This is a genomic window from Piscinibacter sp. PDB5-1 (assembly GCF_056676035.1).
On sequence record NZ_JBWVZL010000002.1, the window covers coordinates 148930 to 165424 of the forward strand.

At 69.4% G+C, this 16495-nt stretch carries 15 protein-coding genes and 1 pseudogene; 4 read left to right on the forward strand and 12 right to left on the reverse strand.

The genetic code is table 11. The annotated features are described in order from the left end of the window. The first annotated feature begins 16 nt into the window (after positions 1–16). Positions 17–1030, forward strand: coding sequence for a metal-dependent hydrolase (locus tag AC1KAT_RS07985; protein WP_480324574.1), 1014 nt, complete (start codon positions 17–19; stop codon positions 1028–1030). A gap of 15 nt (positions 1031–1045) precedes the next feature. Here AC1KAT_RS07985 and AC1KAT_RS07990 read toward each other — a convergent pair whose 3' ends face one another. Continuing rightward, positions 1046–3280: an ATP-binding protein gene (locus AC1KAT_RS07990; protein ID WP_480324576.1), complete on the reverse strand. Its 2235-nt coding sequence runs from the start codon at positions 3278–3280 to the stop codon at positions 1046–1048. A gap of 117 nt (positions 3281–3397) precedes the next feature. On the opposite strand from AC1KAT_RS07990, the gene AC1KAT_RS07995 reads away from it, so the two are divergent. Continuing rightward, complete coding sequence (locus tag AC1KAT_RS07995; protein ID WP_480324578.1) at positions 3398–3772, forward strand: response regulator; 375 nt, start codon at positions 3398–3400, stop codon at positions 3770–3772. Between the two features lie 35 nt (positions 3773–3807). Here AC1KAT_RS07995 and AC1KAT_RS08000 read toward each other — a convergent pair whose 3' ends face one another. Beyond that, on the reverse strand, positions 3808–4980 hold the full coding sequence (locus AC1KAT_RS08000) for a TolB-like translocation protein (protein ID WP_480324580.1): 1173 nt from the start codon (positions 4978–4980) through the stop codon (positions 3808–3810). A gap of 98 nt (positions 4981–5078) precedes the next feature. Here AC1KAT_RS08000 and AC1KAT_RS08005 point away from each other — a divergent pair, with 98 nt between their 5' ends. Continuing rightward, complete coding sequence (locus AC1KAT_RS08005; RefSeq protein WP_480324582.1) at positions 5079–5672, forward strand: flavin reductase family protein; 594 nt, start codon at positions 5079–5081, stop codon at positions 5670–5672. Between the two features lie 52 nt (positions 5673–5724). On the opposite strand, the pseudogene AC1KAT_RS08010 reads toward AC1KAT_RS08005, so the two are convergent. Next, a pseudogene (locus AC1KAT_RS08010) lies at positions 5725–5967 on the reverse strand (hypothetical protein); the annotation flags it as partial. Further along, positions 5964–6422: a tautomerase family protein gene (locus AC1KAT_RS08015; protein WP_480324584.1), complete on the reverse strand. Its 459-nt coding sequence runs from the start codon at positions 6420–6422 to the stop codon at positions 5964–5966. The gene AC1KAT_RS08015 and the pseudogene AC1KAT_RS08010, both read right to left, overlap by 4 nt. Positions 6423–6517: 95 nt before the next feature. Here AC1KAT_RS08015 and AC1KAT_RS08020 point away from each other — a divergent pair, with 95 nt between their 5' ends. Then, complete coding sequence (locus AC1KAT_RS08020; RefSeq protein WP_480324586.1) at positions 6518–7498, forward strand: GlxA family transcriptional regulator; 981 nt, start codon at positions 6518–6520, stop codon at positions 7496–7498. Positions 7499–7516: 18 nt separating this feature from the next. On the opposite strand, the gene AC1KAT_RS08025 is transcribed toward AC1KAT_RS08020, so the two are convergent. The 8 genes from AC1KAT_RS08025 to AC1KAT_RS08060 all read right to left on the reverse strand — a co-directional run bounded on the left by AC1KAT_RS08025 (position 7517) and on the right by AC1KAT_RS08060 (position 16368). Further along, entirely contained in the window at positions 7517–8629 is a 1113-nt protein-coding gene (locus AC1KAT_RS08025) for an AgmX/PglI C-terminal domain-containing protein (protein WP_480324588.1), read from the reverse strand. Then, the gene (locus AC1KAT_RS08030; RefSeq protein ID WP_480324590.1) at positions 8626–9123 is read right to left on the reverse strand and encodes an ExbD/TolR family protein; all 498 of its coding nucleotides are present in this window, start codon (positions 9121–9123) and stop codon (positions 8626–8628) included. The genes AC1KAT_RS08025 and AC1KAT_RS08030 overlap by 4 nt, the downstream gene beginning before the upstream one ends. A 33-nt stretch (positions 9124–9156) precedes the next feature. Further along, a complete protein-coding gene (locus AC1KAT_RS08035; protein WP_480324592.1) occupies positions 9157–9654 on the reverse strand; it encodes an ExbD/TolR family protein in 498 nt (165 codons plus the stop codon). 75 nt (positions 9655–9729) lie between these two features. Continuing rightward, positions 9730–10404 carry a MotA/TolQ/ExbB proton channel family protein gene (locus AC1KAT_RS08040; protein WP_480324594.1) on the reverse strand — a complete coding sequence of 225 codons (675 nt, stop codon included), beginning with the start codon at positions 10402–10404 and terminating at the stop codon, positions 9730–9732. Positions 10405–10481: 77 nt separating this feature from the next. After that, positions 10482–10835: a hypothetical protein gene (locus AC1KAT_RS08045; RefSeq protein ID WP_480324596.1), complete on the reverse strand. Its 354-nt coding sequence runs from the start codon at positions 10833–10835 to the stop codon at positions 10482–10484. Continuing rightward, positions 10832–11581, reverse strand: a complete 750-nt coding sequence (locus AC1KAT_RS08050) for a tetratricopeptide repeat protein (RefSeq protein ID WP_480324598.1) — start codon at positions 11579–11581, stop codon at positions 10832–10834. Before AC1KAT_RS08050 ends, AC1KAT_RS08045 begins: the two co-directional genes overlap by 4 nt. Then, positions 11568–14513, reverse strand: a complete 2946-nt coding sequence (locus AC1KAT_RS08055) for a tetratricopeptide repeat protein (protein WP_480324600.1) — start codon at positions 14511–14513, stop codon at positions 11568–11570. Before AC1KAT_RS08055 ends, AC1KAT_RS08050 begins: the two co-directional genes overlap by 14 nt. Further along, positions 14497–16368, reverse strand: a complete 1872-nt coding sequence (locus AC1KAT_RS08060; RefSeq protein WP_480324602.1) for a tetratricopeptide repeat protein — start codon at positions 16366–16368, stop codon at positions 14497–14499. Before AC1KAT_RS08060 ends, AC1KAT_RS08055 begins: the two co-directional genes overlap by 17 nt. Between the last annotated feature and the right edge of the window lie 127 nt (positions 16369–16495).

A 16495-nucleotide genomic window follows, 5' to 3' on the forward strand; every position in this document is an offset into this window, starting at 1 on the left:
ACCCGTCGCCCCTCGCATGGATTCGCTCACCCAATTGGCGCTCGGTGCCGCGGTCGGCATGGCCGCCATGGGCCACCGCACCGCCGCGTGGAAGGCCGCGCTGTGGGGTGGCGTCGCCGGCACGCTGCCCGACCTCGACGTGTTCATCGACCACGGGGACCCGGTCCTCAACATAGTGCTGCACCGGGCCGAATCGCATGCGCTGTTCTGGTTGACGCTCTTCTCGCTGCCGTTCGCCGCGGCCATCGCACGCTTGCACGGCGACTGGGCGCACTGGAAGCAGTGGTGGCTAGCGATGTGGCTCGCACTCGTCACCCACCCCTTGCTCGATGCGATGACGGTCTACGGCACGCAGCTCGCCCTGCCTTTCACGAACCACCCCTACGCCGTGGGCAGCGTTTTCATCATCGACCCGCTGTACACGCTGCCGCTGGCAGGGGGCGTGGTGTGGGCGCTCGTCGCCCGGGGCCACGGGCGCGGCCGGCACGCCCACCTCGTGGGCCTGGCGCTCAGCTCCGCCTACCTCGGCTGGGGTGTGGCGGCGCAGGCCCACGTCGAAGGTGTGGCGCACGATGCGCTCGCGGCACAAGGCATCAGGGCCGAGCGCGTGCTGGTCACGCCCACGGCCTTCAACAGCGTGTTGTGGCGCGTGGTGGCCGTGGGCGAGGGGCAGTACCACGAGGGCTTCTACTCGTTGCTCGACGACGCGCCGCGCATCGACTTCGACCGTTTCGACCAGGGCGAGGCGCTGGCACGGGAACTGGCCGCGCTCGACAGCGTGCAGCGCATCGCGGCCTTCAGCCAAGGCTTCTACGCCCTGCGGCAAAGCGGGCCCCAGGTGCTGCTGAGCGACTTGCGCATGGGTCAGGAGCCGAACTACAGCTTCACCTTCCTGATCGCCGAGCGGCGCAGCCAAGCCGTGCCGGTGCAGCCGCCGCAGTCGGTGGGCCGGCGGCCCGACCTGCGCCGGGCCCTGGCCTGGTTGTGGCGGCGCGCGCTCGGCGAGCGCATCGCGCCGCCACGCGGCTGACCGCCCCCGGGCGCCTCATGCGGTGATGGCCGCCCCCAGCACCACGCGGATCGCCCGGGCCAGCTCGGCACGGCGGTAGGGCTTGGCCAGCAGCACCACGCCGGGGTCGAGGCGGCCGTGGTGCACGATGGCGTTTTCGGTGTAGCCCGAGGTGTAGAGCACGCGCAATTGCGGTCGCAACTGCCGTGCGGCGTCGGCCAGGTCGCGACCCGACATGCCGCCGGGCATCACCACGTCGGTGAAGAGCAGGTCGATCTCGGGGTGCTGCTCGACGAGCACCAGCGCGCTCTTGCCGCTGTCGGCCGAGAGCACGCGGTAACCCAGCGCCTGCAGTTCGTTGACCGCATAGCGGCGCACCAGCTCGTCGTCTTCGACCACGAGGATGGTTTCGCTGCCGCCCACGATCTCGCGCTCGTGGCTCGTGTCGCGGACGCGGTTCTCGGTGCCCAGGCTGCGCGGCAGGTACAGCTTCACCGCCGTGCCCTGCCCCGGCTCGGAATACACGTTGACATGCCCGCCGGTCTGCTTGATGAAGCCCCAGACCATGGCGAGCCCCAGGCCGGTGCCCTTGCCTTTGGGTTTGGTGGTGAAGAAGGGCTCGAAGACCTTGGACAGGTGCTCGGGCTCGATGCCACCGCCCGTGTCAGACACCGCCAGCATCACGTACTGCCCGGCCGTCACCTCGGGGAAGCGGTCCGCGTAAGTTTGGTCGAGCGCGACGTTGGCGGTCTCGATGGTCAGCCGCCCCCCCGAGGGCATGGCGTCGCGTGCGTTGAGGCACAGGTTGAGCAACGCGTTTTCGAGCTGGCCGGCATCGACCATGGCCTGCCACAGGCCGGCACCGCGGATGAGCTCGATGTCGATGTGCTCGCCCAGCGTGCGACGCAGCATCGGGTCGAAGCTCGCGACGAGCTGGTTGATGTCGGTGGCGCGCGGGTCGAGCGCCTGCTTGCGTGCAAAGGCCAGCAGGCGCTGCGTGAGTTCGGCCCCACGCTGCGCAGCGTTGCTGATCATCTCGGCCAGCATGCGCTGCTGCGATTTCTCGGCCGCCTGCTCCGCCAGCAACTCGGCATTGCCCATCACGACTGTGAGCAGGTTGTTGAAGTCATGCGCCACGCCGCCGGTGAGCTGCCCCACCGCTTCGAGCCGCTGCGACTGCAGCAGGCGCGCATTGAGCTTGGCGATGTCGTCGCGCTGATGTTCGAGCGACTGCGCGGTCTGGTTCAGCACCGCCATCAACTCGCCCAGCTCACCTTTGGGCAGGGGTGGCGCGATGCGCGCGGCGAGGTCGCCCCGGGCAAGCTGCTGCGCCATGCTGGTCGCGCGAGAGATCTGTTTTCTCACCGCCACCTCGGCCATCACCCACACGGCCAGGAAGAGCCCGCAGGCCATCGCCACCAGCGCGATCAATTCTTCTTTCAGCGCATGGTCGGCCTCGGCCAGCAGCGCGTCTTTCGAGGCGCCCACCAGCACGTAAAGGCCTGCCTTGTCGGTGCGGGCCGGTTGGGCCAACGCCCAGCGCGAGCTCTGTCCCTGCGGGCCGTCGATGTCGGTGCTCAGCGCGTCGCTGCCGCTCGACGCAAAGCGAAACAGCGCCGAGTCGGCGATCGACGCACCCGGCTTCATCTCGCTGCCGCGCTTGGGCGATGAGGCCAACACGATGCCCTGGTGCGACACCAGCAGCACACGCGCACCCGGCACGCCCAGGGGCTCGATGTCGGCCAGCTTTTGCAGGTCGAGCGATGCCAGCTGCACGAACTGCAACTCGCCCGTCGATGACCGCACCGGGTAGGCGATCTGCAGCACCGCAATGCCCGTGAGCCGGCCGAAGGTCGGTTCGAGCACCACCTCGCCGCGGGTGTCGATGGCGCGCCGGAAGTAGTCGCGGTCGTTCAGGTCGAGCTCACGCCGCGTGCGCAGCGAGTCGCAGAACAGGCGCCCGTCGGGCTTGATCGTGAGGATGCCGGTGTACTGCGGGTAGGCCTCGCGCACCTCGGACAAGAACTTCGAGCACGCTTCGCGGTCACCGCTGGCCAGGTCTTGCGCACGCGCCAGCCCGTAGTGCAGTTGCGCCGTGCCCTGGATGCGCCGCGACAGCACTTCGGCGGTTTGCTCGGCCACGGCGGACAAACGCGCCGTGTGCGCCGCGACATCGCTGCGGCGATGCTCGAGGTAGTGAATGAACAACAGCAATGCCGGGGCCAGTGTGGCCAGCAGCGCAATCAACAACAGCCGTGCACGAATGCTCATCGCCTGTGGCACCATGCCGCGACATTGGCGAGCCGAGCTCGTCGCAGCTTTCTTGTGTGCCCCCCTCGGTCGCGATGATAGGGACCGAAGACGGTTCACGACACGCCAAGGTGACACATGCAGAGCGGTCGATTGTTGGTTCTAGACGACGATGCAGCGGTCGGACAGATCCTCGTGATGGGGGCGCAGGCCGTGGGCTTTGAAGCCCGCTTGTGTCTCGATGCGGGTTCGTTCTTCGAGCAACTCAGCCCCTGGACGCCGACCCATGTCGCCATCGATTTGACGATGCCCGACATCACAGGCATCGAAGTGCTGCGCCGCCTCGCATCCAGCGACTGCCGCGCGCACGTGATCGTGTGCAGCGGGGCCGACTCGCAAGAGATCGGCGAGGCGCTCGCCCAGGTGCAGCTCTTGGGCCTGGGCACGGCCCGGGTGCTGCGCAAGCCCTTCACGCTGTCGGCCTTGCGGCAGTTGATTGCGCAGGCGCCGTGAACGCCTGACAGCCGTTCAAACCAGGCCGCGCAGCCTCACACCAACCCCAACCCGGCCACCTGCTGCTGTCGTGCCACACCGCAGCGCTTGCCGCCTTCGAACTTGAAGATGTCGAAGCCGTTGGTGTAGACCAAGTCGCCATTGGCGCGCAGGTCGAAGCAGGCCACGTGCGAGGCGATCACCTGCGGCGCCGCGCCCGGCGCATCGACGCGGATCAGCTCCCAGTCGCGCGGCACGAGGTTGCCGCCGTACTGCGGGTCGCCTTTCACCTTCGACAGTTCGATCATGCGGCCGTGCAGCCACAGGCGGCCGAGGTCCTGGTCGAGCGCCGGGGTGCGCGGGCCGCCGGCCGAGCGCAAGGGCTCTTTGCCGTAGACCATCGAGAAGAAGTTGAGGTAGCCGAACACCGCCTTCAGCAGCCGGAAGGGCATCAGCAGCGTGTCCATCAGGGCGCTGCCCGCGCGGTCGGTCAGCGGCTTTTCAGCCGGGCGGCGAATCGCGTACAGGCGGTTCTGCGCATCCATGCGCGGCGAGACGAAGTCGAAGCGCCGGTCGTCGAGCAGGGTCTGGATCTGCCCGCTGCCGTAGTCGAGCATGTGCACGCAGGCATGCGCCAAGGCCATCATCTGGCCCGACTGCGCATGCCGCGCGACACCGCTCGACGAGTAGACGATGGTCTTGGCCCGGCCCGGCACCAGCGCGGGCGAGCCGTCCACGCAGTCGCCATCGGTGATGGCGCCGCGGCGGTTGCCGTCTTCGTCATACACCTCGACGTGCGCCGTGCCATCGGCGTTGCGCGAGGCCACGACCAGGCGCTGGTCGCCCGGGTTGTACGAGAAGCCTTCGCAGTCCCAGCCGGCGCGGTGGAAGAGCCGCACCTCGCGGTCTTCGCCCAAATGCCGGCGAAACAGCCCGGTCGTGTTGCCCACCGAGAGCACGTAGTAAAGGGTGTCGTCGTCGGGGCCCTTGCACACGTGAACGAAGCGGATCTGCATCACCGTCTCGGCCCCGCCGCGCTGGCCCCACAGGGTCGAGGTCGGGATGACGCCCGTCTGCTCTTCGCGCGGCGCATGCTTCCAGCCCGTGGTGCGGCGGCTCGCGGCGGCGCGCTCGACCAGCTCTTTGGCGAAGGGCGACTCGATCTGCTTCGGCGCCTGGCCGTCCTGGTGCAGCCAGAGTTCGCCGTTGGCGATGGACAGGGTGCGCATGGAAACCTCCCGTGGTGCTATCTTGCTCTGATGGGGCAACGCCTGAGACGGCGGCGATGGTATCGCCCCGGCTCGCATCACACACCTAGACTTGCGCGATGAAACAACCCCTCCCCCTGGCGCACGCCTGCCGCCTCATCAACCACGGGCCCACCGTGCTCGTGGGCAGCGCCCACGGCGGCCGGCGCAACGTGATGGCCGCCGCGTGGTCGATGCCGGTCGAGTTCACGCCGCCGCGCGTGGCGGTCGTCATCGACAAGAAGACCTTCACGCGCGAGCTGGTGATGGCCAGCGGCGGCTTCACGCTCAGCGTGCCCTGCCGCGCGCTGATCGACGCCACCTACACCGTGGGCAGCGTGTCGGGCCGCGACCTCGCCGCGAAAGGCGCCCCCGACAAGTTCGCCGCCTACGGCATCGACCACTTCGACAGCCCGACGCTCGGCCTGCCCTTCGTGGCCGGCTGCGTGGCCTGGCTCGAATGCCGGCTCATCCCCGAGCGGCACACCGAAGCGGCCTACGACACCTGCTTCGGCGAAGTCGTCGCGGCCTTCGCCGACGACCGCGTGTTCGACCAGGGGCGCTGGTCGTTCCGCGACGACAACCCCGAGCTGCACACGCTGCACCACCTGGGCGGCGGGCAGTTCGTGATGCCGGCGTTGACCGCGCAGGCCCAGCCGCTGCCCGCGCGCTGACCTGCGGGCCGACCGCATCGACCCGGCCCACGGCCTCGGTGCCCGGGGTCAACGGCATGGCGGGCCGGTGGCCGTACTCGCCGCGCACCATCTCCAGGTCGTGGGTGTGGATGGGCGCGAGGATCAGCGCCAGCCGCACCTCGCCCGGGCCGGGCGTGGGCCGGGCCTGCGCACAGGTGCCGAGCACCTGGGCCGGGTCGCCGAAGCCCACGGCCACCACGGCGCGCAGGGGTGCCGCTCTTTGGTCGGCGGTTTGCACTGGCAAGTCGTCGTCGCACCGGGCATGCGCATTCATGCCCGGGTCACCAAGGATTGCAGGTGCCGGAAGCCGGCCGCCGCCGTCACGTCGGGCAGGCGCCAGATCGCGTCGCCCGCGCCCCACTGGCCCTCGGGCACTTCGAGCAACAGCGTCGAAAGCAGCACGCGGCGCGTGTCGGCCGCCGGCCGGGCGCCCTCGAACGCGGCATTGAGGCGCGACACATAGGCCGCGCGCGAAGCACCGTCGAGCACACCCGCCGGAATGAACGCCTGCACCAGGCACTGCAGCACGCGGTCGGTGACGTCGTGGCCGCCGGCGGTGATGCCACCCGACGGCATCTCTTCGATCACCACCCAGGTCATGGCCTGCTGCTGCGGGCTGCCACCGACCTGTTCGACATCCACCGCGACGGCGGTGATGGCCTTCGACAAGGCCTGGCGGGCGGCACCGGCAAAGCTGCCGTGGGGAATCTTCACGAGGATGTTGGGCATCAGGGGGCTCCAGGGTTGACGAGAGCCGCCATTGCGCCACGCCGGGTGCTTGCCTACCATTGTCTGAAATATCAATTTCAGTGCCGAACCAGACAATGTTCGATTTCACCGTGCTGGCCCTGCCCGGGGCCTATGCGAGCAGCGTGGCCACCACGCTCGACCTGCTGAATGCCGCGGCCGCCGTGGCGCCCCGGCTCGGCGTGGCCGTGCCGCGCTGGCGGGTGCTGGGGGTGGGCGACGGGGTGGTGCCGCTCGGCAACGGCCTGACGCTCGCCGCCAAGCCGCTGCCCAAGGCCCCGGCCAACGACGGCGCCGTGTGGGTCGTGCCGGGGCTCGGCCTCGACTCGCCCGGCGCGGCGCGCGAACGCCTGCAGCGCGCCGACGTGCAGGCCGCCGTGCGCGCGCTGCGCACGCACGCGGGGCGCGGCGGCACGGTGGCCGCGTCGTGCTCGGCGGTGTTTGTGCTGCAGGCCGCCGGGCTGCTGGCGGGCCGCAAGGCCACCACCTCGTGGTGGCTGGCCGCCGGCCTGCGCGAGCTGGAGCCCACCTGCACCGTGGACGCCAACCGCATGGTCTGCGCCGACGGCCCGGTGGTCACGGCCGGCGCAGCCTTCGCGCAGACCGACCTGATGCTGCACCTGCTGCGCGCACGCTTCGGCGCGCCGCTGGCGAAGGCCGTGTCACGGCTGTTGCTGGTCGATGGGCGCGAGGCGCAGGCCCCGTTCGTCGTGCCCGAGATGCTGGCCGATGGCGACGAGCTGATCGCCCGCATCATCGAACGGGTCACCGCGGCCTTGCCCGAAGTGCCCAGCATCGGCGCGCTGGCGCAAGGCTTCGGCATGTCTGAGCGCACGCTGGCCCGCCACGTGCGCGCCAAGACCGGCCAGAGCACGCTGGCCCTGGTGCAAAGCGTGCGACTGAACCGCGCCCGCGCGCTGCTGGAAGGCAGCCGCCTGTCGGTCGAGCAGGTCGCCGAACAGGTGGGCTACGGCGACGCCACCGCGCTGTGGCGGCTGATGCGCCGCGTGACCGGCCTCACCCCGCGCCAGATGCGCAGCGCTGGCGCGCCGGCCTGACGCGGCGGCCGCAAGCGGCTACGACGGCAGCAAATCGAGCGGCCAGGTCACGACCATCTCGTTGACGTCTTTCGCGCCGAAGTCGAACTGGCGAATGCGCGCGACGAGCTTGCGTTCGAGGTCGTTGGCGTTGAGTTCGCTGCTCACCACGCGGCAACCCACCACCTCGCCGGTCGAGGCGATCTTGAGCTCGACCACCACCTTGCCTTGCAGCGTGGGATCTTCGCGCAGCGCACGGTTGTAGATGGCGTAGATCGCGCCCTTGTTGCGCTCGAACACGAGGCGAACGTCTTCGAGCGAACGCGAGGCCTTGCCGCCCTGGCCGCGTTGCACGGCGCCACCGGCGCCGCCGCCGCCACCGCCCTTGCCCGCGCCGGTGCCGCGCCCGTTGAGCGCGCCACCACCACCCGGGCCGCCACCGCCGCCACCACCCGCCACGCCCTCGACGAGCGTGGTGGCGCGGCCGGCGAGGCCGCCGCCGCCGGTGTCGCGGCTGTAGCCGGCGGTGTTGATGCCGCCGCTGCCGCCGGTGGCGTTGCTGGTGATCATCGAGCGGTCGGGCAGACCCGGGGCGGTGCCCGCACCGACGCCCACTCCGACGCCACTGCCCACGCCGGGGCCGGCCTTGATGTCTTGCCGCAGTTGCGGGGCCGCCGGGGCACCGCGCAGTTCGGCGAGGTCGTCTTTCGCGGCCAAGAGGCCGACGCCAGCCGCACGCCGGCGTGCGCCTTCGACTTCACCGGGCGGCCGACCGGCGATGGGGTTGCGTGCTTCGGGCGCGTTGGCGCGCGGCAGCGGTTCGCGGTTGGCGCGCTCGGGCTTCGGGTCGGCCTTCGCCTCGGGCTTGTCGGCCGGTTTGTCGGCCGCCGGGTCTTTCTTGGTCACCGTCTCAGGCTTGGGCACGGGCGGTGGCGGCACCGCCGCGCGCTCAAGCATCATCTTCACCACGCGCGCGGGCACGGCCTGTTCTTTCGGCGCCTTCTTGGGCACCGGCACGAACAGCACCAGCAGGCACAGGATGACCAGCAGCGCCAGCATGACGCCCTGGATGCGCCGGAAGCGCGCCTGGTCTTCGGGGGTGACCGACCAAGCGAAGACGCCCTCGCGAAAGGACACAGCAGCAACGCTCATGCGCCCCCCTTCGGCCGCACCGCAAACGCGACTTCGGTGAAGTTGGCCCGCGCCGAGGTGACCATCACCTTGCGCAGCAATTGGTAGGGGATGTCCTTGTCGCCCATGATGGTCACGGCGCGGCCTTCTTCCTTGTTGCCGGTGAGCAGCGGCGTGCGGGCGGCGTAGTCCTGCAGCTCTTGCTGCAGCGGCGCGATGATGTCGCCCTGCATGTTCATCACCTCTTGCACGGTGGCCACGGTCGTGCCCTGCACGAGGATCTCGTTGCCGCTGACGATGACAACGACGGTTTCTTTCGGCGCCTTCTCGGTGATGCTCTCGGGCAGCTTGACCGCGCGGGCGCTGGGCAGCACCTCGACTTCGGTGGCGCTCGAAAGCAAGAAGAAGATCAGGATGGTGAACACGTCGATCAGCGAGACGAGGTTCATGTCCATCACCGCCTGGTTGCGCTGCTTGCGTATCGCGCGCTTCTGGATGGGGGTGAGCATCGGCATGGTGGGGCGTCCTTTGGGGGCCTGCGGCCGGGCTTAGCGCTTGCGCACCGGCGCGTCGCCGATGGAGATGTCGGTGAAGAGGTCAGCAGTGATGACCTTGTTGCCCTCGGCCATGACCTTGCCGGTGCGCACCGCGTCCATGGTCTGCACGAGCACGTCGTAGGGCGTGTCTTGTTCGGCCAGCACGGTGGCGGTGGTCTTGTCCGGAAACTTCTGCTTGATCTGCACCATCAGGCCCGACAGGCTGCGGTAGTCGTGCCCGCCCGGCACATCGGGGATGCGCTGGATCAGCCCGCCGATGCGGTCACCCACCTCGATGGCGTCGGGGCGCAGCACGATTTCGAGCTGCAGGTTGTCGGTGCTCAGCTGCTGCAGCGCGCCACTGGCCTGTGCGGGCAAGGTGAGGTCGAGCACCGCGAGGCGCGAAAACACGGCGGTGGACAGCAGAAAGGGCACCAGCACCACGATCAGGTTGATGAACGCGGTGAGCTCCAGGTGGGCCACTTCTTTGCGCAGACGGCGGACTCTCATCGGTCAGTCCTTTGAACCCGAAGAAATGAAACAGGGAAAGCGGCGATCAACACGGCGCAGGTCTCGTCGCGCGCCTCAGCGCACGGCGGCGGCCGACTGGGCCGCGACCACGCCCTCGGGCGCGATCTTCTGCACCTGGTTCAGGAAGCTGATCTTCGCGGCCTCCAGGCCGTCCACGATCTCGGAGGTGCGCGCCTGCAAGAAGGCGTGGATCAGCAGGAAGGGGATGGCCACCATCAGCGCGAACGCGGTGTTGTTCATCGCGATCGAGATCGACGCCGACAGCATCTCGGCCTTCTCGGACGGGTTGACCGCGGCCACCGCCGTGAAGCCCTTGATCAGGCCGATGATGGTGCCCAGCAGGCCCACCAGCGTGATGACGTTGGCGAAGGTGGCGATGTAGTGGGTGCGCTTTTCAAGGCGCGGCACGATTTCCATCATGCCCTCTTCCATCGACGCGTCGAGGTCTTCGCGGCGGCGCGAGCTGTGCAGGCGGTTCAGGCCGTTGCTGACGATCTTGCCGATGGCCGACTCGGAACTCAGGCTCAGGCCCAGTGCGTCTTTCAGGCGGCCGTTCTGCAGCAGGGGCTGGATCTGACCCCAGGCCTTGCGGTTCTCGGCCCGCGCCTTGTTGAGGAACAACAGGCGCTCGATGGCAATGGCCGAGCCCATGGCGGTGAGCAACAGGCTGGGGATGATGAAGGGGCCGCAATCCAAGAAGAACTTGACGACCGTTTGGAAGGTGTTCATCGCGCTTTCTCCGCTGACAAGACAGGTACAGGAACAGGACAGGAACTGAGGGGACTGACGAAACCGGGGACCGGGTCTTACTTCTTCGCACCCGGCTCGGCGGCCGGGCCCGAAGGGGCATTCTTGGCGGCGGCCACCTGGGCCGCGTAATTGAGTTCGCGCCGGAAGACGTCGCGATCCACCGGCGCGAGCGCCTCGTCGATCACGCTGACCGGCGGGCGGCCGGCCAGGTCGCTGGGCAGCGGCTTCTTCCAGGGCACGATGTACAGCACCTTGGGCAGCTCGCGGTTGCCGATGATCTGCGCGCGGTCGATCTCGGCGCGGTCGGTGGTGGCGGCAGGCGCCGGCGTGGCCGTGGGCTTGGGGGACGGCTGGGCCTGCGCCGCAGCGGCCAGCGTCAGCAGCGCGAGCGCCGTCGAGAGCGTCTTCATGGCTTGTCCTTGTCTTTCACCGCGGCCGTGGTGGCTTGCGCGGCCTTGGCGCGGTTCTTCAGGTCGGCGGCCCACTTGGTGACGGTGGCGTCCTTGTGCAGGGCGAGGTACTTCTCGTACTGCTCGAGCGCGCGTTGCGGCTGCCACAGGTACAGGTCGTAGAGGATGCCCAGGTTCAGCGTCGCGTCGGCATGGTTGGGCTCGACGGCGAGCGCGCGCTCGTAGGCGTCGCGTGCCTTGTCGAAGCGGCCCAGCTCGCGGTAGACGATGCCCAGCTGGTTGGCATAGGCCGGCTGGCGCGGGCTGGCTGCGACCGCGCGTTCGAGCGCTTCGGCCGCCTCGGGCAGGCGCCCGGCCTTCTGGTGCATCACGCCCAGGTTGGCGTGCGGGCCACCCAGGCCGGGGTGCGACTGGGCCAGCGCGCGGAGCGCGCGTTCGGCGTCTTCGGTACGGCCGTTGCGCAGCAGGCGCAGCGCGTCGTCGTAGGCGCGCATCACGCGCGCATCGACCGGCGCTGCGGGCGGCTCTTGCGGTGCCGGGGCGGCCACGGCGGCCGCGCGTTCGGTGGGCGCGGACCCGGCGCTCGGTGCCGCCGCCTGCGCTGGCGACGAGACCACCTCGCCCACCGTCGCCGCGATCGACTGGGTGATCGAGCTCACGCGCTCGCCCAGCAAGGCGCAGCCGGTGCTGGCCACGCACAGCCCCAGGGCCACCAGGCCGCGCATGCTGCGTTCAACGGATCGCATCGATCACCCCTTCGCTGCGCTCGTTCTTGCCGTAGCGCACCGGGCGCAGTTCGCGCAGCGCCGCGTAGCTGTTCTTCACCCAGGTGTCGTAGACGCCCTGGCCCGAACGCCGCACGTTCACCTCGTGCAGCTCGATGGCCTTTTCTTCGAACGGGAAGGCCTGCTCTTCGAGCATCACGTTGTACTGCTCCAGTTCGAGCTTGGACAGCTTCTTCGGCCGCTGTGAGGTCATCATCGCGCGGCCGAAGTCCTGGTACAGCGCGGCCGTCTGGAAGGTCGCCGCCGTCACCGCCTCGGCCACGCCGTATTCGCTGGCCACGGCGTAGGCACGCAGCACCTCTTCCATCTTGGCCTTCTTGAGCTTGAGCTGTTTGGCCAGCGGCTCGACCAGTGCGATCTTCTTGTAGGCCTCGAACACCGGCTTGGCCGCGTGCAGCGCGCCCATCGCGCCGAGCGTGCGCGTGCGGTCGGTGCGCGCGGTGCCGCCTGCGCGGTCGGCCTCGAAGATCTCTTTCATCAGCGCCGATTCGCGCGCCGCGTTGCCCTCGGCTTTGGCGATGCCGGCGAGCCGGTACCGTGCTTCGAGGTTGAGTTCGAGCGGCTGCGGGTAGGTCTTGGCGAAGCGCTCGTAGGCGCGCGCGGCGTTCGTGCGCGAGCCGCCCTTCTCGTACAGCTCGGCGGCTTGCCACAGGGCGTCGCGCGCCACCTTGGCGTCGGCGCTGGTGGTGGACAGGCGATCGAGCTCGCCCGCCGCCTGCGCCCATTGTTGCTTCTCAAGGTAGGCCACCACGAGCTTCGGGCCGACCTCGGCCTGCAAGGGGTGCTGCGGGTGGCGCTGGCGGAAGTCTTCGAGCGACTTGATCGCGCCGTCCCAGTCTTTCAGGCCGATCAAGGCGGCCGCCGCGTCGTACTGCGCGTTGATGCGGATCGGCGAGCTGGGCGCGAGCGCGCCGACGCGCTCGAAGTGGCCCACCGCGCCGCGCAGGTCGCCGCTCGCACGGGCCGCTTCGCCCTGCTTGTAGACCGATGCGGCCAGGCGCTCGGTGAACTCGTGGCGTGCCTTGTTGTTGGCGGCGGCTTCGGCCGACAGCTGCGGGGCGACGGGTTCGACCGCCCGCGCCTTGCCGCGACCGCGGCCCGACGACACGGCCGGCGCGGGTGCGGCCACCGGCACCGGCGTGGCCGGCGGCATCAGCGCCAGCACCTCGCCGTAGGCCTTCTCGGCCCGCAAGAAGTCGTTGCGCTCGAAGGCCGTGTGGGCGGCCACCGTCCAGGCCACGCGGCGTTGCTCGGGCACGGCCGGCGGGTCGAGCGAGAGCACGCGCTCGGCCACGCCCGAAGCGCGCTCGCCTTCGCCCAGCGCGTAGAGCTGCTCGGCCGCGTTGGTGAGCACCGGGGCCACGCGGGCGTCGGCCTTGAAGGTGTCGGCGAAACGCAATTCGCTTTCGACCAGCGCGCGCTGCAGCGTGGCCGCCTCGGGGCCGCTCGCGGCCTTGCGCTGCCGCTCGTGGCTGAGGATGGCCGAGTAGCCGGCATCGGCCGCCTTCGGGTGCGCCGGGTACTCGTAGGCGGTCTTGGCGTATTCGACCGCCGACTCGGCGAAGCGCTTGTCTTCGAACAGCAGCTCGGCCAGCAGGAAGTTGCTCTGCGCGGCCTCGGGGTCTTTCGGGAAGGACGTGAGGTAGGCGCGGTACCACTTCACCGCCTCTTGGTAGTCGGCGCTGTTCTTGGTTTGCTGCGCGGTGGCGTGGTGGTGGCGGGCCAGCTCGGACAGGTGCGTCTTCACCAGCGGCTGCGCACGCTCCCAGCCCTCGGGGTTGCTCTTGCGGAACTCGCTGTTGAGCCCGTAGTTGGCGACGTACTCTTTCTTCGCGTCGAGCGCGAGCGCGGTGAAGCCGCCATCTTGGTAGATGTCGATCACGCGCGCCTGCAAGAGCGGCGCCTGCGGGTGCAGCGGCTGGCGCTTGGCGAAGGCCGCGTAGGCATCGGCCGCGTCTTTCACGCGCTCTTGCTTGATGTAGAGCTGGCCCAGCTGCTGGTACACGCGAAACTCGTACGACTTGCGCGTGTCGCTCGTCATGTACGCCGGGATCGACTCGGCCCCTTGCAGGCTTTGCAGCGACAGGCTGGTGACGCGGAAGGTGTCTTCGACCAGCTCGCGCTCGCTGCGGCTCAGGCCCTTGACGGTGTCGAGGTCTTCTTCGCCGTTGCCGCCCTGGTCGCGTTGGGCGATCTTCAGGTCGAGCACGCCGAAGAACGACTTCAGCGCCTCTTCGAGCTTGGCCTGCTTGAACAGCGACCAGCCGTGCATGTAGAGCGCGCGGTCGAGGTAAGGGTTGCCGTCTTCACGCTTGAGCACGATGCCGAAGGCCTGCTCGGCCGCCGCGTAGTTGCGCATCGAGAACAGCATCTCGCCGCGGCGGAACTGCGCCTCTTCGGTGAAGCGCGTGGTCGGGTGCTCGGCCACCAGGCGGTCCAGCGTCTTGAGCGCGGCTTCGAGTTCGCCGCCCTGCTCTTGCGCGCGCGCCAGTTGGTACAGCACGCGGTCGTTGCCGGGGTCTTTGGGGTAGGCGGCGAGGAAGTCCTGGTAGCGCGTGACGGCGGCGCGGTAGTCCTCGGGCGTGCCACCGGCGGCCTTGCCGTCGGCGATGCGCTGGTCGGCGCTGTCCATCTCGAGGTCGCCGAGGCGGCGCATGGCTTCCGAGCGCTGCGCGGCCTTGGGCGCCACGGCGAGGAAGTCCTTGTAGGCGGTGATGGCCTTGTCGAGGCTGGGCGGAATGCCGGCGTCTTTATCGACCTGCACCTCGCGGCCGGCCAGTGCCTTGAGCGTGGGCTCGTTGTCGGGCGTGCTGCCGGCCGGGCGCTTGCTGGCGCAGGCGCTCAACAAGGCCAGCACGGCCAGGGCGACGAGGGTCTTAGCGTTTCGTCGCATGGTCTTGAAGGTCTGTCGCGCTGAGGTTGGCGCGGTCTTGCAACTGCGCCACCGCGAAGCGGGCCTGGGTGATGTAGCCGGCGAGCCGCTCTTTCTGCTGCGTCAGTTCGGCGACGGCCATGTCTTGCACCTGCTGCTGCTGTTCGAGGCGCAGCGAGGCGACCTTCGGGCTCAGCGTCTGCAGGCGTTTGTCGAGTTCGGCGATGCGCGCGGCGAAGTCTTCGAAGCGCTTGGGTTCGTCTTGCTGGGCCTGGGCCAGCGCCGCGTCGCGGCGGCGCGCTTCGGCCACGCCGCCTTCGATGGCGCGCACGTTCTTCTTGGCGTCCCACAGGCGGGTTGGGTAGTCCTGCGCGAGCTGCCAGCTCAGCGCACCGGCCACGCGGCGCAAGCGCTCGCGGGCGTTGGCCACGTCGGGGTCGGTGTTCGATGCGCCGGCCTGGGCCAGCACGCCTTGCACCCGCTGCAGGCGCTCTTGCAGGCCGCGCTGGCGCGCGTCGGCCAGGGCCGCGGCATCGCCTTCGGCCTCGACCCGCTGCAGCTCGGTGGCCAGGGCCTGGGCGCGGCCTTGCAGGGCCGCGAGGCCGCTGCCTTCGGCACCGGCACGCACCTTGGGCAGGCGCTCGGCAAAGGCCTGGCGACGTGTGGCGAGCATGTCGCCGAAGACGCCGAGGTTGTCGGTCCAGGCCTGCAGGTTGCGCGACAGGAACTGCAGGTCGCGCACGTTCTTGAAGGCCTCTTGGAACTCGTGCTGCGCGAGCACGGGCGTCAGGTGCGTGGTGTGCGGCATCTGCGGCAGCTGGGTGATGTTCCAGGCCCAGCCGAGTTCTTCGCCGGGGTTGGCCTGCAGCAGGTCTTCGACCAGCTTGCCCGAGCGGATGGCGGTGATGGATTCATCGAGCGCGCGGTTCTCGCCCTCGAAGGTGGCGATGGCCTGCTGGTAGCGGTCGAGCGACTGGCCGTAGGCACCGAGCTCGGCGAAGGCGTAGGCCACGGCGATGCGACCTTCGAGCACGGCCGGGTCGCTGACCTCGCGCTCGGCAAGTTCGGTCCAGGGCACGAGGGCGAGCTTGGCGTTCTTCATCGACGAGGCGGCCCAGCCGAAGCCGAGCAACGCCTTGGTCGCGTGGCGCCCGCCGAGGCGCACGCGTTCGAGGTAGACGCGAGCCTTCTCGGGCTGGTCGTCTTGCAGCGCGGCGTAGCCGAGCGCGACGTTGGCGCGGTCGCGCAGGGCGCGGTATTCCTCGTTGCTGGCGGGCAGTTGGCCCAGTTCGTCGAGCAGGGTCGTGCCCCGGGCTTCGTCACCCCCGCGCAGCAGCGCCACGCCGAGGTTGAAGCGCGCGTAGCGGCCTTTCTCTTCTTTCTTGTTGTCGCTCAGGGCCCCGGGCACGGCTTCGAGCAAGCGCGCGGCGCCCGCGTAGTCTTGCCGCGCCATCAGCAGTTGGGCATGCAAGAGGCCGCGCTCTTCTTCCATCGCGGGCGGCAGGTTCTTGCCGATGCGCGTGACGGCGTCTTCGGCCTCGGGGTACAGGCCCCGCTGGTAGCGGATCTTGGCCAGGTAGTACCAGGCGCGGTCGCGCACAGAGGGCTGCTGGGTCTTCTCAAGCAGCGCGTTGAAGATGTCGCCGGCCTCGCGGTGCTGGCCGTAGGCGAGCAGCATGCCGCCGCGCAGCACCTCGGCCTCGTCGGCATGGCGCGCCACGCGGTTGAAGTGCTGCGACACCATCAGCCCGGTGATCGCGCTGAAGTGCTTGCCTTGGTAGAAGTGGTAGAGCGTGTCGCCGTAGTGCGGGTCGTTGACGAGCTTCGGCCCGGGCTTGGGGTCGGCGGCTTGGCCGGCCGTCGCGGCCAACAGCATGGCGGCTGCAAGCGTGGCGCGCTTGAGCGAGGGGGCTGCGGTGGTCGAAGCTCTTTTCAATGCAAAGGCGCAAAGAACGCCAAGGTCGCCAAGAAGAGAAAACCGCTCTGCCTTTCCCCTGCGTTCT